Raw genomic sequence first — 21523 nt, forward strand, 5'->3', positions numbered from 1 at the left:
AAGTACTAATTCTGTTTAAATTATATGATGCCTGATACGCTGTTTATGGGCCAGCAGCAAATTTTTCTGCCAGTTTGTGAATCCACTAACTCTGAGGCTCAACAGCTACTTAACAAAAATGAGGCCACAGAGGGTTGTACCATAGTAACGGCTAAACAAACCCGCGGGAGAGGCCAGCGAGGCAACTCCTGGGAGGCTGAACCGGGAAAAAATATTACGCTATCTGTTATTCTGTCACCATCATTCCTGCCTGTCAGATACCAGTTTCATCTCAATATGGCTGTTTCCCTGGGTGTTCTAGACTTACTACATGAGCAGGGCTTAAAACAGGCACAAGTAAAGTGGCCAAACGATTTGTACTTTGAAGATAAGAAACTTGGAGGAATTCTGATAGAAAATACCATAAATAGCTATTCTTTACAACACAGTATTGTTGGTATTGGTTTAAATGTGAACCAGTTAGTGTTTAAAAATAATACAGCTACTTCTTTGGCTCTTGCCCTGGGGCATAACCTTGATGTGGATGTACTTATAAAAAGGCTGCTTGAGTTGCTGGAAAAACGTTACCTGGAGTTACGAAGCGGTAAAGTTGCGAAGTTGAAGTATGAGTACCTACAGGTGCTTTTCCGTTACCAGGAACAGCATTTTTTTATGGTTGATGGTCATAAAGTGCAAGGGCAAATTTTGGGTGTTGCCGAAGACGGGCGCTTAGCCTTAGAGATAAATAAGGGACTACGGTATTTTTCTTTTAAGGAAATAGCTTATATTATTTAGCTCTGCTTGTGGCTGTTTCCCCATTCATGAAACTATAAGCTGTATTTTGTTTAAGAAATTTGGATAGTCTGTAAGTAAGCCTGTCGTTTATTCTTTAGTGAAAGTGTGTTGAAAATGTTTACTTGTATGGGGTTGTACTTTAAACACATTATCTTCTATATTTACTTTTACACTGATAATTCTTAATAAAGTATAATTCCTCTTGTAACCGGATGATCAATAATAAATCATTTTTTAATCTTTTTCAGTGCAAACACAACTGTTTGTATGCTATATAGGGTCTAAGCTTAATATCTGGAGGTGTTTTTAAAGTGCTTTTGCTTAAAAGGAAGTTTAAAAAGGGTTTAATTGAACAAAGTAGCCGTGAAGTGCATCATGCTTGAAATTCTCTAAATATAAAGTTTATAAAATATCTTTTATAAGCGGGTGTATACGGCACAGAAATTGCTATTGAAAGCCTTGAATAACTTTACTTAGTAGGTAAGTGAGTAGTTACCGAACAGCTATAACGCAAAAAATATTAATTTTATATAAATAATATTTACAATTACTGCTTTTTGTCTATCTTTGATAGATGAAAAAAGTGTAGTTTAGCTTAGAAAAGAGGCACTAAATATGAAAAATTTTACAAAGCTGTTTTTAGTTGCTACGCTCTTATGTTCGCAATTTCTTGGTTTTGCTGCTGATGTTCATAGCAACAAAATTAACCGTGAAGATAAAAAGGGTGTCGCTCCTGTATATAAAGGTGGATCAACATTATGGAAATTAATGTTGGATAATAATTCACCACTGTCTTTATCTGCTCAAAATTCACGTCCTGCTTTTGTTGCGAACGACGCAGAACATACCTGTTCTAAAATTTATGCGTCTGCTGTAAGCCAGGTTTTCCATGTAAAGGAGAGCAGCAGTACTGGCAAAAGTATGTATACGACAGTTTCTATGGCGGCTTTTGCCCCTGGTAACGAGATAAAGTCACCTTCTATAAATGCTTATCCTAATCCATCGCGTGGTATAACCAAGTTGTCGTTAAAGCTTCCGGGCAATGATAATTATAAGATTCGTGTGTCTAATACGATAGGTAGAGTAGTTTATACGCAAGAGGTATCTAACTATGAGTCTACTGCTGTCGATTTGGATATGCGAAGCTTACCGTCAGGAATATATTTCTATAGCCTTTTGGTGAATGATAAAACAGTTGAGACCAAACGACTTGTACTTCAGAAGTAAACTTTTTATTTAATTTAAAGTGAAAAGCCGGCCTAATGGTCGGCTTTTTTATTATTATCTCATAAAATTAGACAGCCGCTTTACATTATTTATTATTTTCGGGGCTGAATCAATAATAGTTATGACGGATTATCGGAAGATAAATAATATCGTGGGTTGGGTCGTGTTCATAATTGCGACTGCAGTGTATGTGCTCACGTTGGAACCAACTGCCAGTTTTTGGGATGCAGGAGAGTTTATAGCCTGTTCATACAAGCTTTTAGTGCCGCACCCGCCCGGAGCCCCTCTTTATCTTATTATTGGGCGCATATTTTCTCTTTTTTCGGGTGATGTAACCCAGGTTGCCTGGTGGGTAAACGTATTATCTGCCCTTTGCAGCGCATTAACAGTGCTGTTCCTTTTCTGGACTATAACCATACTGGCCCGTAGGCTGCTGGTAAAGGCAGGAGAGGAGCCTACAGAAGGCAGAACCCTGTTGATTATGGGTAGCGGTGTGGTTGGAGCATTGGCTTATACTTTCTCCGATTCCGCATGGTTTTCTGCAGTAGAGGCTGAAGTATATGCTATGTCTTCTTTTTTTACGGCCATTGTTTTCTGGGCAATATTAAGATGGGAATCTAAAGTTGGGCATGCTTACTCTGATAAGTGGCTTATCCTGATTGCATATTTAATTGGTTTATCTATAGGTGTTCACTTGCTGAACCTTGTTGCTATACCTGCCATTGCTTTTATTTATTTTTTCCGCCTGTATAAACCTACTTTCTGGGGTGGGGTGATAGCATTTATAATTAGTGCCATTATTGTAATGGCTATACTTTGGGGTGTTATACCAGGCTTGCCATCTTTGGCCGGTAATGTAGAGGTGTTTTTTGTGAACTCTCTTGGCCTGCCCTTCGGCTCAGGTATTATTGTGTTTGTTGTGCTGTTGGTAGCAGCAATAGTGGTTGGTATTCAATATTCTATCAAGCATAATAACCAGATACTGAATACAGCCTTACTTTGCTTTATATTTGTTCTGATTGGATACTCATCTTACATGATGATACCGATTCGGTCTTCCTACGACCCGACAATAGATGAGAATGACCCGGATGATATTCTAAGCTTTGTGGCGTATCTGAAGCGGGAACAGTATGGTGATCGACCTTTGCTGTACGGGCCGCAGTATAATGCGCAGCCAGTTGACCAGGAAGAAGGATCTCCCCGTTATATAAAAGGCAAGGATAAATACATTGCTACCTCTCCTAAAGTAGAGCCAATTTATGATAGCAAAGACAAAACATTGCTGCCTCGTATTTATAGCGATCAGCCACAGCACATACAGGAATATAAGAAATGGGTAGATCTGCAGGAAGGGCAAATGCCTACCTTCGGGCAAAATCTCAGCTTCTTGTTACGTTATCAGCTAGGGCACATGTACTGGCGCTACTTTCTGTGGAATTTTGCAGGTCGTGAAAGTGACGTGCAAAATGCTGGTGTGTTGTGGTTCGGTAAAGGAGAAACAAGTCTTCCGGATCGTGTGGCGGAAAGCCAGGCCCGCAACTGTTTTTACTTATTGCCTCTTGTGATAGGTATTCTGGGTCTGATTTATCAGGTCAGGAAAAATGAGCGCGATGCTTTCGTAATCGGGCTGTTGTTCTTCTTTACAGGAATAGCCATTGCTCTATACCTGAACCAACCTCCGGTTGAGCCACGGGAACGGGACTATACCTTTGCCGGTTCATTCTATGCCTTCAGTATCTGGATTGGTCTTGGTGTATTAGGCTTGGCAGATTTGTTAGGAAAAGCACTGAAGAATGGTACTGCCCGTGCGGCTTTGGCTACAGTTATATGCTTAGCTGCTCCGACTATTATGGCTGCAGAAGGCTGGGACGACCATGACCGGTCTGATCGTTATCAATCTGTAGACTCAGCTAAGAACCTGCTGGACTCCTGCGCACCTAATGCTATTTTGTTTACAAACGGAGATAACGATACTTTCCCTTTATGGTATGCTCAGGAAGTGGAAGGCTACAGAACAGATGTACGGGTGGCTGTACTCAGCTATCTGAACACCGATTGGTATATTGATCAGATGAAGCGCCAGTCCTATAAGTCTGAGCCTTGGCCATTAATATTAGAGAATGAAGATTACCGTCAAGGTAAGAATGATTACCTGCCATATGTAGAGAGAGCACAGGTAGCAGCAGGTATAGACCTGAAGCAGTTCATAAGCCTTGTAGAACAGAATCATCCTGCCCTTCAGGTGCAGTATGGCGCTGGTACAACTCTTATTACTTTCCCTACTAAAAACTTCTTCCTCAATGTCGATAAAAATAAAGTGCAGCAGTTAGGGTTTGTGCCTGCAGAAAAGCAAGGCGACATAACTAACCGCATGCAGTGGACGATAAACAAGTCTATACTGGAGAAGAAGCACCTGATTATGCTAGACTTGTTAAGCACCAATAATTGGAACCGTCCGATATACTTCTCTTCTACCGTAAACAGTGCAGATTTTATAGGTCTTTCTAATTACTTTCAGTTAGAAGGACTGGCTTACCGAGTTGTGCCTGTTAAAACCGCTGATGAAAATGCGCAGGGTTATGTAAATAAGGAGCTGATGTATGAGAACATGATGAATAAGTTCAGCTTCCGAAACTTCGATAATCCTGATATTTTCTATGACGAGAACTATTATCGTTTCTCAGCTAATGCACGTGATAAGTTTGCTCAGCTGGCGTCAGCATATTTAAAGGAAGGAGACATTGCCAGAGCAAAAGAGATAATTGAGCGTAGCTTTAATGTTTTTCCGGCAAGTACAGTGCCTTACGATTATTACTCTCCACAGTATGTTTCACTTTTTGCTGCAGTAGGAGAACAGCAGCGTGCAAATGAATTACTGGAAGACATAGCAAAAGAATCGCAGCAAGCCTTAGACTATTACTTTACAAAAGGCTCCTTGTTTGATATGGAGATACAGACAAACATGGTAATGCTGCAGCAGTTAATAAGTGAGGCGGAAGCAATAGGGAAGCAGGAAAGGGCAATGCAGCTGCAACAGCAGTTTATGCAGTACCTGCAACGCATGCGCCGCTAAACCTATTCTGGAAATACTTAGTAAAAGAGCTGAATCGCTTTGGAAAGCAGTTCAGCTCTTTTGTTTTTCTATTGCTCTTGTTAACTTGTTGTAAATGTATTCCTGTTGCTAATGAGTCGTTACATCATTCTGGGCTTTGCCCTGCTTTTGCTATTGACTTCCTGTGGTGGAGGCGGAAGTAATGTGCCATCATACTCAAGAAGAGCTAATCGGAGGCCGGTGGTAGTGCGGCCAGTTACTCCTGAAATAACGATGCAGTATAGTTTCTACGCATCAGGAGATAGTCTATACCTGATTTTAAAGTTTGAAGACGTGCAAAAGGTCGTAGACGTACAGCAAACAGCCTTTGCTTTGGAATACGATGTTAAGCCTGGTAGTGCAGCCAGTGCTACACCTGTATGGAGTGATTCGTTAGGAGTAACAAATTGGGCTGCAAGAGGGGCAGATGGCGGGTTGTTTGTGAACTTGGCTTTACCAAAACAGGTAGTTCAGGAGCCCAACATGATCTCTATGCGCATATGGCAGCGCTTTGCAGGGCAGGAGCGAATGGGCACAAAATTTAACCTGCTGCTTACATCTGCCATGCTTGAGAAAGATTATTTAGTAGTGATGGCTGATAGCGAACAGCCTCTTATTAATAACTATGTCACAGTAAACGATAAACTGTTGGTGCGGCACTATGGTGCGCAATCAGATTCTGTACAGGAAAGCCTGACAGTTCATTTCTTTGATACTGATTTTGCTCCGGCGCTGCCTCCTATGTCTATGCGTCAGGAACCTGGACCACGAACGCTTGCTGTTTCCGACATCCTTAGCTTCCCGTCTAACGATACAATAACCTTTGACAGAGAGGGTGTGTACCTGATTGACCCTAACGCCAGTTACTCAAAAAGCATATTAGTTAAGAAATGGTCTTACCCTTTAGTTACCATGTCGGACGAAATGCTACAACCGCTTATTTACCTGACAACTTCAGCGGAGCGTGAAGCATTATATAATGCTAAAGATACAAAGGAGGCCATAGATAATTTCTGGCTTAAAATTGCTGATAATGAGAGTATAGCAAGAGGCATTATCCGGACTTTTTACAGCCGTGTGGAAACAGCAAACAGGCAGTTTACTTCTCATAAAGCAGGCTGGGCTACCGATAAAGGTATGATCTACATCATCTATGGCAGGCCAAATGATATCAGCCGGGTAGGGCCCAATGAAGCTTGGATTTATCGTGAGTCGGAGACATCGCCGTATGTCAAGTTCGTTTTTACAAAAAAAGAGAATAACTTTACTGAAAATCACTATGAGCTGGTCCGTCGCCGAGAATATGAGGAGAATTGGTACAGCACAGTTGCAAAATGGAGAGCAGGAATAACAGACATGTAGGTAACCGCTATAGCGGACCAAGAAAACCCAAGGAAGATAACCTGGAAATGATTTTCGGCTTAAGGCCTATTATAGAGGCCATGTTAGCCGGAAAAGTGCTGGAGAAAGTTTTTCTGCAGAAGACGGCTCGGAACCCCACAGTAGACGAGCTGTTGGACCTAGCAAAGAAAGCTGATGTGCCTGTGGCAACCGTTCCTGTAGAAAAGCTGAATAAGCTGACACGTAAGAACCACCAGGGTGCAGTTGCTTTCATTTCTGCTATAACCTATTCTCCTTTAGAAGAAATTGTAACGTCTATTTTTGAAAAAGGTAAAAACCCGTTGTTACTTATACTAGACAGAGTAACCGATGTCCGGAACTTTGGTTCTATAGCCCGTAACGCGGAATGTTTGGGTGTTGATGCTATCGTTATACCAAGCCGTGGCGGAGCACAAATCAATGCCGATGCCATTAAAACATCGGCCGGAGCCTTACACCTGGTGCCTGTGTGTCGTGAACCTAATTTAAAGGATACTGTAGATTATCTGAAAAACTCCGGTATACAAATTGTTGCCTGTACGGAGAAAACAGATCAGAACCTGATAGATAACAAAGTGGATATGGTAGGTCCTACGGCTATAGTTATGGGCAGTGAAGAAGATGGTATTTCACCGGAATACCTGAAGCGTGCAGATGCACGTTTACGCATTCCGCTTATGGGGCAGATCGGTTCTTTGAATGTATCTGTTGCTACAGGTATTATTCTTTATGAGGCCATGAGCCAACGTTTACGTGAAGAAAATGCTGCTAGTTAGCACTCGTCTCTATATAGCTTAGTCAATAAAGCTGTTGTTACTAGGTAGAAAAAAATAAAGGACAAGAGAAGAAACTTTACTTATAGAATTTTCTTCTCTTGTCCTTTTAGTAGTTATAATTTAGTCGCTTAAATGTAATTTGCTCCTTTTGATGCTTTAGCATCAGCCATAAATTCCTTTACTTTCTGCTCTTCGTCTTTCTTACAGATCATCAACACATTATCATATTCAGCTATGATATAGTCTTCTAAGCCTTGGGCAACAACAAGCCTGTTTTTCGGGGTTTTAATAATACAGTCTTTAGTATCGTACAAAATGGCCTGTCCATCCACCACATTTTGGTTCTCATCTTTCTGGCTTATTGTGTAAAGAGACTTCCAGGTGCCAAGGTCAGACCATCCTATATCGCTCAGGAGTACATACACGTTATCAACTTTTTCCATAATGCCATAGTCGATGGAAATGTTACCACAATGAGAGTAGGCATTAGAGATGAAGTCTTTTTCGGAGAGTGTGTTAAAGCTGGTACTCCCTTCTTCAAATACTTCAGATATTTCAGGTAAGTACTGTCTGAAAGCTCTGATAATACTTTGTGCGTTCCATATAAAAATACCTGAGTTCCAGACAAATTCCCCGCTATCCAGGAACATTTGTGCCAGTTCAAGGTTAGGCTTTTCTGTAAAAGTCTTAACTTTCTTTAAGTTTTGTGACGGGTCATCAATATATTGAATATATCCATAACCAGTATCAGGACGGCTAGGCGTAATACCTAACGTAATCAGGACATCGTCTTTTGCAGCAGCTTCAACGGCTTCTGTTATAACATTAGTAAAAACATCTTCTTTCAGAACCACATGGTCAGAAGGTGTAACCACTAAATTAGCATCCGGGTTAAGCTGTGATATTTTATAAGAGGCGTAAGCAATACAAGGAGCAGTATTACGCCCGATAGGCTCTAGTAAAATTTGATTGTCTTTAAGCTGTGGGAGCTGCTCTTTTACCAGACTTTCATAGTCCTTATTTGTAACCACAAAGATGTTTTCGGGAGGGCAAATGTTCTTAAAGCGGTTTGCCGTCATTTGCAGCATGCTTTCGCCTATTCCCAATACATCGTGGAACTGTTTAGGGTAATTTGTTCGGCTAAATGGCCAGAATCGGCTACCAATTCCACCGGCCATTATCACCACATAGGTGTTTTGATCCATAGTGCTTGTTCAAAGCTTATATAAGTAGTATTTAATCTAGAGCAATATAGCGTTAATCAAATGCTTATACAAGTCCTTCTTTAAGTAAATCATGCAGGTGTACAAAACCTTTGTACCTGCCAGACTTTGTGACTATGAGCTGTGTAATGCTTCTTTCCTGCATAAGTGCCAGCGCTTCTACGGCATATTCGTCCGTTTCAATAGTCAAAGGAGAAGGAGTCATAATATTTAACGCTTGTATGCCTTCTGTTGAGTCATATTTGTTCAGCATACGGCGTAAATCACCATCAGTTATAATACCTATCAAATCCTTTGAGTCGTCACTTACTACAGCTGTGGCTCCCAGTCTTTTAGAAGAAATTTCAATTATAATTTCTTTCAAAGTAGCGCTTTTATTGACACAAGGAGCTTCATTCTGGCCATAAATATCATCAACTTTCAGATAAAGCCGCTTGCCCAGAGAGCCCCCCGGGTGTAAAACGGCAAAGTCTGAACTGCTAAAGCCCCGGGCTTCGAGCAGGCACACAGCCAAGGCATCACCAAGAGCCAGTGCAGCAGTAGTGCTGGTAGTAGGAGCAAGATTATTGGGGCAAGCTTCGCGCTCTACAAAAGCGTTCAGAACAAAATCCGCGTGTTGGGCTAAGTAGGAATCTGTGTTGGATACAAGAGCAGCTAGCCTTGTGCCTTTGCGCTTAAGTAGTGGAACCAGCACTTTTACTTCCGGAGTATTACCACTTTTAGAAATACAAACCACAAAATCTTCAGGCTGAATCATGCCTAAGTCGCCATGAATAGCATCGGCAGCGTGCATGAACAGTGCAGGAGTACCGGTAGAGTTAAGGGTGGCCACTATTTTTGTAGCTATGTTCGCACTCTTTCCAACGCCTGTAACCACTACACGCCCCTTAATCTGCAAAATAGATTCAACGCAGCTTTTAAAACTTTCGTCGATAAAATCAGCAAGTCTGGCGATAGCATCAGCTTCATCTTTCAAGACTTTTTTTGCAGTTTGTATTATATTATTAACTAGATTCAAAGTAAATTTGTATTAATGTACTGTGAAACGTACGTTGCAACAAGACTAATTTTTGCAAGAATTACATGTCACTTAAACAAGAGGTAAATCTCAAAAACAAATTAAAGGAAGTTTTTGGGTATAATCAATTTAGAGGTAATCAGGAGTTGATAATAAACAACATTATCAATGGCAAGAATACTTTTGTGATTATGCCAACAGGTGCGGGCAAGTCTTTATGTTACCAATTACCTGCTCTTTCGCTTCCGGGCACGGCTATTGTTATTTCGCCGCTTATTGCCCTCATGAAGAACCAGGTTGACCAGCTTAACGCTTTCGGTGTAAATGCACACTTTCTGAACTCTACGTTGTCTAAAGCTGAAATAAATAAAGTAAAGAAAGAAACACTGGCCGGGGAAGTGAAGCTACTTTATGTGGCACCTGAGTCGCTTACAAAAGAGGAAACAGTAGAGTTTTTGAGAAACTCAGACATTTCTTTTGTGGCGATAGATGAAGCCCACTGTATTTCAGAGTGGGGGCATGATTTCCGCCCTGAGTACCGTCGCATCCGGGGTATTATAGATCAGATCGGAAACCTCCCTATTATTGCGCTTACAGCTACAGCTACGCCTAAGGTACAACTGGATATTCAGCGTAACCTGCAGATGGATGAAGCCTCTGTGTTTAAGTCGTCTTTTAACCGTACGAATCTGTACTACGAAGTGCGCCCTAAGCACAACACCAAGAAGCAGGTAATTCAGTATGTAAAGAAAAACAAAGGTAAGAGTGGTATTATATATTGCCTGAGCCGCAAGAAGGTAGAAGAGATAGCTGAGCTGCTGAGGGTAAACGATGTAAAAGCACTGCCTTACCATGCAGGTCTGGATGCCAGCGTACGTATGGCTAATCAGGATGCTTTCCTGAATGAAGAAGCAGATGTAATTGTGGCCACTATTGCCTTTGGCATGGGAATCGATAAGCCAGATGTGCGCTTCGTGATTCACTACGATACACCTAAGTCTATAGAAGGTTACTATCAGGAAACCGGTCGTGCCGGTCGTGATGGTATGGAAGGCAATTGCCTTATGTTCTACAGCTACGATGATATTCTAAAGCTGGAGAAATTTAACAAAGACAAGCCTGTAACCGAACGCGATAATTCTAAGCTGTTACTGCAGGAAATGGCTGCCTATGCCGATTCAGCTGTTTGCCGCCGTAAGCAGTTGCTGCACTATTTCGGAGAGATTTACGAGAAAGACTGTGGTTTCTGCGATAACTGCCTGCACCCTAAAGAGCGTTTTGAGGCGAAAGAAGAAGTTGTGTTAGCTCTTAAAGCCGTTCAACAGACCGATGAGCGTTTTGGCATTGATCATATTACTGCCTTACTTACTGGTTTAAAGAACCAATATATCTCAAGTTATGATCATGATAAGCTGGATACTTTTGGAGCCGGTAAAGAGCATGATGCACAGTTCTGGAGCTCTGTAGTTCGGCAAATTATGCTTTCGGAGTTCTTAGAGAAAGATATTGAGAATATTGGCGTGGTAAGGCTAACCCAGAAAGGACGTGACTTTATAGAAAACCCTTATGACGTTCAGCTAACCAAAGATCATAACTATGAGCAGGAAGTAAAAGAGGACGAGGAAAAAGAAGAAAATCAAGCCTCAGCAGGTCATGACGAAGTATTGTTCGACTTACTGAAGAACTTGCGTAAAAAGCTGGCAAAAGAAAAAGGCCTGCCTCCATACGTGTTGTTTCAGGACCCTTCTTTAAAGGAAATGGCTACTGTTTACCCTACTACCAAAGAAGACCTCGCGCATATTGCTGGTGTAGGTATGGGTAAAGTACAGAAGTTCGGAAAGCCATTCCTGGACCTGATCACTAAATATGTAGATGAGAATGATATTGTTACGGCAGCTGATGTTGTCGTAAAAACAACTGTCAATAAATCTAAAATTAAGATATATATTATTCAGCAGATTGATAAGAAGGTCGACCTGGAGGAAATAGCCTCTTCTAAAGACCTTACAATACAGGAGTTAATTTCAGAAATTGAGCATATCTGCTACTCAGGTACCAAGCTTAACCTGAACTATTATATTAACAGTATTCTGGATCAGGATCGTCAGGAAGAGGTGTACGATTATTTCATGAATTCTAACACCGATAATATTAGTGTTGCCTTAAAGGAGTTGGGGACAGATGATTATACCGAGGAGGATATACGCCTAATGCGCATCAAGTTCCTGTCTGAGTACGCAAACTAGCAGGGGCAATGGTTAAAGTAAAGTTATTTCGTAATGAACAAGAGAGGCTGGTGCTGTTAAAGTGCCAGCCTCTCTTGTTCATTACGAAAAATCAGCAAGTATAAATAAAGCATCCGCGAAAAATAGTAAATTCGCAACATAACGAATGCTGACAAATATTAACATCTGTTATAAGTCTGGAAACCGATATTTTTTCTCTGATAACTGTAGAATATGAACGTACTCATAATAGGATCTGGTGCACGTGAACACGCTATTGCCTTAAAGCTAAGCCAAAGTGAATACTGTGAACAGATTTTTGTGGCACCGGGTAATGCCGGAACAGAAATGTTTGGAACAGACGCCTGCATTGACATCCATAACTTTGAAGAACTCGGCAAGTTTGCTGCTGATTTTAATGTCATGATGATTGTGGTGGGGCAGGAGAATTCATTAGTTGCAGGCATACATGACTATTTTCAGCAATCGGAGTACCTGAAACATATATTGGTTATCGGTCCTAAAAAGGCAGGTGCTATGTTGGAAGGCAGCAAAGGTTTCTGTAAGGCTTTTCTGCAGAAGTATAACATACCTACTGCACGTTACCAAGCTTTTACGGAAGAAACGTACCTGGATGCGGTGGAGTACCTGCGAAACCATAGTTATCCGGCCGTAATTAAGGCGGATGGCCTGGCAGCAGGGAAAGGAGTTATTATTGCGCCAACTTTTGAGGAAGCTATAGACACGTTGGACGATATGCTGCACAACAAGCGCTTTGGCAATGCTAGCAGCAAAGTTGTAATAGAGGAATATCTGGATGGAATAGAGGTTTCTGTGTTTATATTAACCGATGGTAAAGAATACGTACTGCTGCCAGAGGCTAAAGACTACAAGCGCATAGGAGAGGGGGACAGCGGCCTGAATACCGGTGGTATGGGGGCTGTTTCGCCAGTGCCTTTTGTGGATGATTTATTCATGCAGAAGGTAAAAAGCCAGGTTATTGAACCCACCTTACAAGGCTTGCAGGCAGAGGCAATAGATTATTCAGGATTCCTGTTTATTGGCCTGATGAACGTTAACGGAGACCCATATGTAATCGAGTATAATGTGCGTCTTGGAGATCCTGAGACAGAAGCTATCCTGCCGCGTATTAAATCAGATCTTTTTGAGCTTTTCAGAGCGTTACATGAGCATAAGTTGGGTGAGTTTAAGCTGGAGATTGATCCTCGTACTGCTACTACCGTATTTCTTGTTTCAGGAGGTTACCCGGAAGGTTTTGAGAAAGGAAAAGAAATAACTGGTATTGAAAACGTAGACCCGGACACGCTGGTGTTCCATGCTGGCACAAAGATAGTAAATGGTAAGCTAGTAAATAACGGAGGGCGTGTGATTGCTGTAACAGCCCTTGGTGAGACAATGGATGAGGCCTTGGCTAAGGCAAATGCAGCTGCTGAAGCCATAACCTGGCAAGACCGATACTATCGCCACGACATAGGCTTCGACCTAAAAAACGTAGGAGTCTAATTACTTATACAAAGTTTACAAACAGTAAAGGCCGGTGAATTACCGGCCTTTACTGTTTGTAAGTATGAGCTGTTTAATTAGCAGTATTCTTCAAAAGCGCCTTGCAGGTTATCTACAATACGATTCAGTTCACTACCCTCAATATGGTAACGCTCGATCATGTGTACCAGTTCTCCATTTTTAAACAAAGCAATAGAAGGCGACGATGGAGGATAAGGCAGCATGTGCTCACGAGCTTTTGCAACCGCATCCTGCTCCATGCCTGCGAAAACAGTAACCAGTTTTGCTGGCTTCTTATCAGAGGCAGCGACAGCCATTTTAAGGGCTGGGCGGGCTTTTGCAGCGGCGCAACCACATACAGAGTTTACAGCTACTAATACAGTTCCTTCTGAAGCAATTGCCTGTTCTACTTCTTCAGGTGTCATTAGCTGCTCAAATCCGGCTGAAGTAAGATCTTCACGAATTGGAGCAACCATATATTCAGGATACATTGCCATAACAGTCTATCTTTTAATAGTAAATAATTATTATCTGCAAAATTAGCAAATCTTTGTCAATAAAGATATAAGAAACTTTACCGGCTGTTGTGCTATGTGGTTAAGAGCTTATTTTAGCTTTGTATCCGCAAGCTTAAATTGTTCCGATAAAGTGGCTTTGGAATTACATAGCGGTGTTGTATAGCAAAGAATAAGTGTCAGGTTCCTCAGTGAATTGACTGTAGCGCAAAGAATGAATTTAAGAAAAGCTTGTTTTTGTTGTGAAAAAGCCAATAGTACTTGTTGCTACCAGCCTTTTGTTAAATAAAGCGTTTACTTCTCTGGTTACATAATTGGCTTTTAAAAGAAGAGAAGAAGCTACTAGAAGTATATCTGGTACTGAATCCAGGCTGAACTAAGCTTTTTGTCACTTACTACATCGCCATTAGCTGTTTGAACAAATTCTGGTCTTAACTGGTAGTTTAACGAAATTTTTGACTGATGCTTGTTAATTAGCCAGTTGATACCTGCGTCATAAACATTAACAGCATCATCTAAGCGATCATAGCTGGATCGGCGGTAAGAAGCATATGGCATTAAAGTACCCTGGTTGCCAAGCATATTGTTAGGTAAACGAAGTCCAACTTGTATGTAGATTGATTCACCAGTTCCAAACATTGGGTAGGCATTTCCTGGGCCACTAAAGTTTGTCGGGTCAATGTTGCCGTTGGCAGGGTTCATAATACCGTTGTTGCGGATATAATTTTTGCCATAATCAGTGTTGAAATAACCTGTATAGGCTGACAAGGCATATTTATTGTCCTGTAGTGGCATATCAGCAAAAGCAGCCACTGACCATAACATCATATCATCATAAATAGGGTCTACACCATTGTTAGTGTGTGCAGTAGCATCTTTTTGGTATATTAATCCACCTTCCATGTTCAGGATGTTCTTCTCACCTAAATATGTGCCTGCCATGTACGGAGTAGTGTGCGGTTCTTTATCCAGTAAGTTATATATAAAAAAAACTTGATATTGCTTGGTGTGGCCGAAGGTATTAAAAGTGGCGTTTTCTCCAAGAGTAGGTGCAGTTTGTCCGTTTGTCTGAACAGGGAACGGATCTGACATAGCTATACGGTAGTCGACTTTGCCAAGCTGACCTCTGGCGTATAGACTCAGCTTACGACCAAACTGGTCTGTCTGATCTACAGTGGCCTGTAAAAACACAGGAACATCGGTGGTCATAATTGTGCCTATACTTGGCTGAGAAAATCGGCTTAATCCGCTGGTTATCGTTAAGCCAGCGCCTATTTTTAGTTTATCATTATCTTTAAATACTTTATACTCACCCAGAGCATCATGGAAGAAGACCTGAAACTTACGGTTACCAGCATTCTGAGACATAGCGTTAAAGTTGTTCATTCCGAACTGAGTGTAAAAGAATATATGATCCGTCAGTTGTCCAAAGAGTTGCATGCGGGTACGACGTAGGCCAATGTCAATCGTGTTATCCTGTAGGTCACCGTTTACAGTTGTTCCACGGTTACTCTGGTTCCAGCGGAGCCACACCTGGTTCAGGAAAGTGGCTTTTATATATTTAGAGCCATCTGGAGTAAGGTTATACTTCAACTCATTGATGGGCTTGCTCTCAGGTGCAGTTTCCGTTAAGGATGTCTGTTGTGCGAGAGCAGGAGTTGCAAGACCTATGGCAATTGCCAGAATAGGCAAGATGATTTTTTTCATTTTTGGCGAAAAAATTTACAATGATAGAAATGTGTAGCCAGGAAAGCCACAAAATCAACTTCCGAACTATACGAACGGTGGAAGCAACCAAATACTTCTTCCAATCAAATATAAGGTTATTTAAGCGTTGCACTGTACACGAGCAGCCAAAGGATGGTTTGAACAGGTTTCTGGCGATGCAGCCTTGGTGGAACTTTAAAACGACCACTCTTACAAATATAATCATGCTGTTAGTGGTGCAGGCGCTTCGGTACAATCTTGTTTACTAGTTTGGTGTCTGGCAGGTCATCAATGTCCTGTTTCTGATGTGGTAACTTATTGATTTTTTAAGCCAACATAGTTATTAAAGCCTTGTTTTGGTAACATGAACATGTTTTTTCTTCAAAAGCAAGTAAAAATCAGCCAATCCTTCATGATCTTTTTAAACATAGCAAAGAGGAGTTTATTAGTTAGGCTTTAATATTTTATGTTTTGTGTGCTTTAATTGCAAATTAATTTTAATTTTTTGAATCTTATCTATGACTATTTTAGTACTTATAGGAGTATTAAAATACATAGATAGATAGATTAGATTTCGTTATCTCTCTTATTACATAGCTGCTGCACAAAGAACACATAACCAACAAATATAAAAATGAGAAAATTTTACCCCTCGAAAGTTCAACAGCCTTGCAGGAGGCTACTGAAAATCTATTCCCTGTTTCTTCTATTTTTTTCATCACCAGTTGTTTTTGCTCAATCATCTTCTGGTAAACCTAGTGATGATTCTTCTGGGGGAAGAAATAATAAGTCACTTAAAGCTACAGTTGTTGTGTCAGATTATGCTGCTGATGCTTCTTCTCAAAGCTTAGGAAATGCACCTAATTGGGCCTGGGCAAGAAATGCTGGCGAAGGCGCAGGCCTTGGTGTAGCCGTAGATAACGAAGGAAACAGCTTTATGGCTGGTGTATTTGACGGAAAAACAATTGCCAAGTATGATGCTTCGGGCTTGTTGCTGTGGGGACATACAGCCGGAGATATAGGCAGAGGTGTTGTAGTAGATGAAGCTGGTAACAGCTACCTGTTAGGAGACTTTAGTGGTATAACTACATTAGGGAATTATACTTTAAGTGGTGGAGGTATGTTCATTTCTAAGTATAACTCTGCGGGCGAAGTGATATGGGCACAAAGAGTAAGCAGTGGAGATGGAAACAGTATAGCTGTGGATGAAAGCGGAAATATTTACATTGTAGGCTCTGTAGGAGCAGGCACTACAATTGGCGATACTTATTTCCCAACAAAAAGCGATTTTATAGCAAAATATAATAATTCTGGGCAAGCAGTATGGGCTCGTAGTCTACGACTTCAAAGCACTTTTTATGGCTATAATAATCTTGTTGTTGATGATGCAGGTAATAGTTACCTGGTTGGAGGCTTCTCAAAGACCCTTACTTTTGCTAATTCAGTTTTAACTAGCAAAGGAGAAACCGATGCGTTTGTTGCTAAATATGATACTTCTGGTAATCCGGTTTGGATACGACAAATAGGTAGTCCTGATTATGATTATGCAAAAGGTGTTGCTATTCACAAAAATGACAACATCTATATTACAGGCTCTCTTGGTGCTTCAAGTGTTGATAATAACTTAGGAAGCGGAAATTTTGTTATTAAATATGATGCTTCCGGAGGATTGCTTATGTCTGTTAACGGCCTAAGTACAGGGGATGGTATCGGGACAGATAGTACTGGAAACTTCTACCTTGCCGGAAACACAAGTGGCAGTACTTACGGAGATAGTTCCCCCCTCCTGATTGTAAAGTATGATCCAACAGGTACCTTAGTTTATATACAAGAAGCAGAGGGAGAAAGTGATAAAGATGTTTATGCCTTTACGGTTGACAAGGCTGGAAATAGCTATGCAACAGGAGAATTTACGGGTACTTTTGGTGCAGCCGGTGAAATAGCTTTTGATAATGTTGTGTTGTCGTCGGCACCAGCTGCTGCTGATGCTTTTTTTGCCAAGTTAGGAGGAGTGGTTTCGTCGCAACCTGATTCAGATAAAGTACCTTCCCCGGAATGGGAGTGGGCACATAAATTAGATGATGGACTTGGCACAAGCATAGCAGTAGATAATGAGGGTAATAGCTATTTAGCGGGATATCTTGGGCAATATACTGTTGTAAAATATAATGCCTCAGGGCAAATGATATGGGGAAAAGATGCCAGTATAGGCAGAGTGACTGCTATTGATGTAGATGAAGCAGGTAATAGCTATATGCTTACAGGAGCAGCTCTCTCAAAATTCGATCCTATGGGCCAGAGGGTCTGGGTAAAAAGCATCAATACTGGTAGTAATAGGCTTGTAGTTGATAACCAAGGGAATAGTTATGTGTCAAGTGATGCAAACTTAAATCGTATAACGAAATATGATGCGTCTGGCCAGGAGGTTTGGACGGCCAACATTACAGGCTCGGCAAACTCAATAACTTTTGCGAATTATAAAGATAATGTTGCAGTTGATGAGGCTGGCAACGTTTATATTGTGGGAATGTTTGTAGATACAGCCACTTTTGGTAGTACTACTCTAACTAGCAATGGGGGGTACGATGCCTTTATTGTTAAACTGAATGCGAATGGTCAGGTGGATTGGGCTCAAAAGATTATAGGCTCAGCAAGAGCTGATTATGCCTATAGTGTTACTGTAGATAGTGAAGGGAATAGTTTTGTGGTAGGCCGTGCGTTTGCTTCGGGCACTTTAGGGAATACAGAAATAATACCAAGTAATTTTATCGCTAAGTTTAATGCTTCAGGTCAGGTGATATGGGGCAGAGAAATAAGCCATATTGGAGTCGGTATTGGTTTAGATAAAGATAGAAACATTTATATAGGTGGTCCTTATATTGAAGAGTTTCTTGATTATGAAGTAGATGATTATAGACAACTAGCTATTTCCAGATACGATGCTCAAGGGCAACTAGAGTATATTCAAAAAGCTGGAGGGACTTCCACCGTTTCTCCAACAGCGTTTGCAGTCGATAACGCTGGTTCCAGTTATATAACAGGACAGATATATAGTAACAGCTCTTCTACTGAAGAAGGCTACATAACCTTTGGTGACACAACATTAACCACAGGACCGGTGTGGGAGGGTGTTGTAGATGGGTTCTTTGCCAAATTAGGAAGCTCTGAGTCCCAATCAAAACCAGATCCACTTACAGTAAGTGCCGGACTTGACCAGACGGTGTACCATGGGTATCAGCCAGCAGCCTGTGCTACACTTACGGCCAGTACTGCTTCCGGTGGCACTCCTGGCTATACCTACAGTTGGAGTACAGGCGAAACAGGAGTATCTATCCAGGTGTGTCCTGATATAACCACAGTATATACTCTAACGGTTACCGATTCGGAAGGCAGAACCTTTACAGATGAAGTCGAGGTGAGTGTGGTGGATGTGAGTTGTGGAAGCAACAAAGTACTTCTTTGTTATAACCCATCCGGTAAGGCAGGTAAGGAGAAAGCACTTTGTGTGCCAGCAAATGCGGTGGAGACACATCTGTCAAAAGGAGCAACTTTAGGAAGCTGTGCCAGTGATGGAAATGCGGTTCCTGACGAAGATCCTATCTTGTTTTCTATTCAGGTTTACCCAAATCCGGTGATTGACTATCTGAACTTGGAGTCAGAATATCTAAAATATTTTAGCGACTTTGAAGCTCAGATTATCATATACGACAAGTTTGGCAAAGAACTTTCTAAACGGATGCTTACTATCAAAAATGGCATTCTTACCATAGATGTCAGAAACATTTGCCTAACGTCTGGCTTGTATTACCTGAAAATTAACAGCCATCTTGGTAGTTATACATTCAAGTTTGTTAAGAACTAACCTCTGGTTACTTGTGAAGAGTGTAGTATATGCAGAAGCCTGTGAGTTAATACTTGCAGGCTTTTGTGTTACTATTAGGTGCTGAGGCAAGTAGTTGAAATCTAAAATTGGATCAATAATTAGTGAGTACGCAAAAGTTTAATGATGTGCCTGCCAAAACAGTACCATCTTAGTACAGACTGTTGCCGTAGAAGCTCTCATCTGTTGGCTAGCTGGATTATACTTCAGGGTTTGTTTCGCCAATCTCCTTTATACAAGCTTTCAAAAACATTTTGCCGTATTCAGTAAAGTAGTAATATGACTTTTTATTAAAGAGGCGGTGCTTAGTGTCCGGGTGCTTTTCGTTTAGCTCATCTACCCATTTCTCCGTTTTTGCTATGTTTTGTTTATAGATTTTATGCTCCAGCTGTTCAAAGGTTTCTAAATCTTTTTTTAGAATGACCTCCTTTTCAAGAGCCACAATACCAAGCTTCTCCAGGTTCTCAATATAAACGTCCACATTTTCAGGAAAATCCAATTTCACAAAGGCCTCTACACCTGTCAGGTTCCAGGCGATTCTGGTCTGAACTTGTTCTACAGGAGTAAGTGTGTTCCACATAGGAACCAGATTGTCTTTGCTGGACTCAGCTATAGGAGAGGTATCCTTTACTTCTAACTTTTGGACATACAGATCCAGGCGAGGTATGCTTTCGGTGTTTTTATAGTGGAAAAGAATTTTTGCTTCGTCGGCGCATAGGTTGTTTAGCGTCATGATGAACGAAGGGTGCGCCAGGTTTACCGTGTTTTTGGTAGAGGCTTTTGTCAGGAGGTTGATAAAGGCCTCTGATAGCTCCTGCTGATCCAGATACGTCAACTTCTCAATAATCGGCAAACCAACATAGGGAGGTACCTCACAAATATCCTCTGCCTGACTTTCTTCCAGCTTTTTAGCATAGCGCTTCAGGTTGGCATCGAAACGTAACCTGGCTTTCTGGTCCTGGAACTTTAGAGGGAGCAGAATCAGGTTTCCCAAGCTAAACAAAGTTCCCAATGCCTCACCAACGTTTTTAAAGCTAGGTTGCAGTAGTTCTTCATAAATTTTATCGGTTGGTATCTTGTCTAGAAATTTGTCTAACATAGCCATAAGGTAAGTTGAATGATATTAGTTTATCATATAAGGTTCATATGACAAATATATTGCTAATATAATTAGTATTTATTAGTATTGTGTACTAAAATATTTTGCAATTATTAATCTATGAAACAAACACCAATTATTAGTATCAACAGAAGTGAAGGTCATGAACTTTATAAAATTGAGAATTTCAATGAGATGCAGGTGCCTTACTATGCCTCCTGTATCTCCGCTGGCTTTCCGTCGCTGGCTGATGATTACCTGGACGAACGCATTAACCTAAACGAATTTCTCGTGAAGAATCCTACGTCAACTTTTATGTTGCGCGTGCGCGGAGAGTCTATGAAAGACGCCAATATAAAAGACGGTGCTATACTGATTATAGATCGCTTGTTGGAACCCGAAGACGGTAGCATCGCTGCCTGCTACCTCGACAACAGCTTCACTGTAAAGACTATCCGCAAACGCGAGGGCAAGTTATACTTAGAACCAGCCAATGCCGCCTATCCTGCTATAGAGGTAACTGAAGCGATGGGTATGCAGGTGTGGGGTATTGTTACGTTTATTATTATGAAACCAGAGGTGCAGTAGGTGAGAAAGGTAATAGAAACTGAATTTTATAGTATCGAACTATGGATACATGTTGTAAAAATTATGCCTGACTATAAATGAATGAGTTTCAACTATGGTAGCCCTATAAAAGTTGTCCAAGTGACAGTACTAGGAAAACTCATAGTTGAAGCTCTCTATTCTATCTCCACCAGTTGCTAATATGGAAACATAAGCTTTACTATTGTTTCTGGTCCACTTTCGAGATGCAATATGTGTTCTATTTTCTAATTGAGAGGGTACCTTGGTGTAGGGTTAACTTTTATCTATTTCTTACAAGTGTTTAATTTTTTATCGCTTGAGGTAAAAGAATAAAAAAGGCTATCAATGGCTTCCTAAAGCAACTTATCAATGAAAATTTAGATGGAGATATGGGGCGTAATGACTTTTGGTATTTTGGGTAGAATGATTACCTCATAATACATAAAAAGAGCCTCTTAGCGTGCAGCTACTGTCAGCTCCCCTGTAAATAGAA

15 protein-coding genes are annotated in these 21523 nt (G+C 41.0%); 10 read left to right on the plus strand and 5 right to left on the minus strand.

Features of this window, described 5'->3' with window-relative positions; translation table 11 throughout:
• Positions 1 to 24 precede the first annotated feature (24 nt).
• From LN995_RS12760 to rlmB, 5 genes are all read left to right on the plus strand, one after another.
• The gene (locus tag LN995_RS12760; RefSeq protein WP_229961461.1) at positions 25 to 774 is read left to right on the plus strand and encodes a biotin--[acetyl-CoA-carboxylase] ligase; all 750 of its coding nucleotides are present in this window, start codon (positions 25 to 27) and stop codon (positions 772 to 774) included.
• Positions 775 to 1542: 768 nt separating this feature from the next.
• Positions 1543 to 2001 carry a T9SS type A sorting domain-containing protein gene (locus LN995_RS12765; RefSeq protein WP_229961462.1) on the plus strand — a complete coding sequence of 153 codons (459 nt, stop codon included), beginning with the start codon at positions 1543 to 1545 and terminating at the stop codon, positions 1999 to 2001.
• 121 nt (positions 2002 to 2122) lie between these two features.
• Complete coding sequence (locus tag LN995_RS12770; RefSeq protein WP_229961463.1) at positions 2123 to 5077, plus strand: glycosyltransferase family 117 protein; 2955 nt, start codon at positions 2123 to 2125, stop codon at positions 5075 to 5077.
• 111 nt (positions 5078 to 5188) lie between these two features.
• Entirely contained in the window at positions 5189 to 6457 is a 1269-nt protein-coding gene (locus LN995_RS12775) for a GWxTD domain-containing protein (protein WP_229961464.1), read from the plus strand.
• Positions 6430 to 7251, plus strand: a complete 822-nt coding sequence (gene rlmB / locus LN995_RS12780) for a 23S rRNA (guanosine(2251)-2'-O)-methyltransferase RlmB (RefSeq protein ID WP_229961465.1) — start codon at positions 6430 to 6432, stop codon at positions 7249 to 7251. Before LN995_RS12775 ends, rlmB begins: the two co-directional genes overlap by 28 nt.
• Before the next feature lie 128 nt (positions 7252 to 7379).
• On the opposite strand, the gene LN995_RS12785 is transcribed toward rlmB, so the two are convergent.
• Positions 7380 to 8456 (minus strand): mannose-1-phosphate guanylyltransferase, encoded by a 1077-nt coding sequence (locus LN995_RS12785; protein ID WP_229961466.1) that lies wholly within the window; start codon positions 8454 to 8456, stop codon positions 7380 to 7382.
• 64 nt (positions 8457 to 8520) lie between these two features.
• On the minus strand, positions 8521 to 9492 hold the full coding sequence (locus LN995_RS12790) for a KpsF/GutQ family sugar-phosphate isomerase (protein ID WP_229961467.1): 972 nt from the start codon (positions 9490 to 9492) through the stop codon (positions 8521 to 8523).
• A gap of 65 nt (positions 9493 to 9557) precedes the next feature.
• Between LN995_RS12790 and recQ the strand changes: the two genes are divergently transcribed.
• Both recQ and purD read left to right on the plus strand, forming a co-directional pair.
• Positions 9558 to 11738 carry a DNA helicase RecQ gene (gene recQ, locus LN995_RS12795; protein ID WP_229961468.1) on the plus strand — a complete coding sequence of 727 codons (2181 nt, stop codon included), beginning with the start codon at positions 9558 to 9560 and terminating at the stop codon, positions 11736 to 11738.
• Between the two features lie 213 nt (positions 11739 to 11951).
• Positions 11952 to 13241 (plus strand): phosphoribosylamine--glycine ligase, encoded by a 1290-nt coding sequence (gene purD, locus LN995_RS12800; RefSeq protein ID WP_229961469.1) that lies wholly within the window; start codon positions 11952 to 11954, stop codon positions 13239 to 13241.
• 77 nt (positions 13242 to 13318) lie between these two features.
• Here the strand turns inward: purD and LN995_RS12805 are convergent, their stop codons facing one another.
• Entirely contained in the window at positions 13319 to 13732 is a 414-nt protein-coding gene (locus LN995_RS12805) for a BrxA/BrxB family bacilliredoxin (RefSeq protein ID WP_317206952.1), read from the minus strand.
• Positions 13733 to 14098: 366 nt separating this feature from the next.
• Positions 14099 to 15463 (minus strand): hypothetical protein, encoded by a 1365-nt coding sequence (locus LN995_RS12810; RefSeq protein ID WP_229961471.1) that lies wholly within the window; start codon positions 15461 to 15463, stop codon positions 14099 to 14101.
• 20 nt (positions 15464 to 15483) lie between these two features.
• On the opposite strand from LN995_RS12810, the gene LN995_RS12815 reads away from it, so the two are divergent.
• Positions 15484 to 15732, plus strand: a complete 249-nt coding sequence (locus tag LN995_RS12815) for a hypothetical protein (RefSeq protein ID WP_229961472.1) — start codon at positions 15484 to 15486, stop codon at positions 15730 to 15732.
• A 542-nt stretch (positions 15733 to 16274) separates the two neighbouring features.
• Positions 16275 to 19325 (plus strand): SBBP repeat-containing protein, encoded by a 3051-nt coding sequence (locus LN995_RS12820; protein WP_229961473.1) that lies wholly within the window; start codon positions 16275 to 16277, stop codon positions 19323 to 19325.
• Positions 19326 to 19542: 217 nt separating this feature from the next.
• Here the strand turns inward: LN995_RS12820 and LN995_RS12825 are convergent, their stop codons facing one another.
• The gene (locus LN995_RS12825; RefSeq protein ID WP_229961474.1) at positions 19543 to 20442 is read right to left on the minus strand and encodes a DUF4393 domain-containing protein; all 900 of its coding nucleotides are present in this window, start codon (positions 20440 to 20442) and stop codon (positions 19543 to 19545) included.
• Between the two features lie 120 nt (positions 20443 to 20562).
• Here LN995_RS12825 and LN995_RS12830 point away from each other — a divergent pair, with 120 nt between their 5' ends.
• Positions 20563 to 21030 (plus strand): LexA family protein, encoded by a 468-nt coding sequence (locus LN995_RS12830; RefSeq protein WP_229961475.1) that lies wholly within the window; start codon positions 20563 to 20565, stop codon positions 21028 to 21030.
• The last annotated feature ends 493 nt before the right edge of the window (positions 21031 to 21523 follow it).

It is taken from the genome of Pontibacter silvestris (genome assembly GCF_020907275.1).
GTDB lineage: Bacteria > Bacteroidota > Bacteroidia > Cytophagales > Hymenobacteraceae > Pontibacter > Pontibacter silvestris.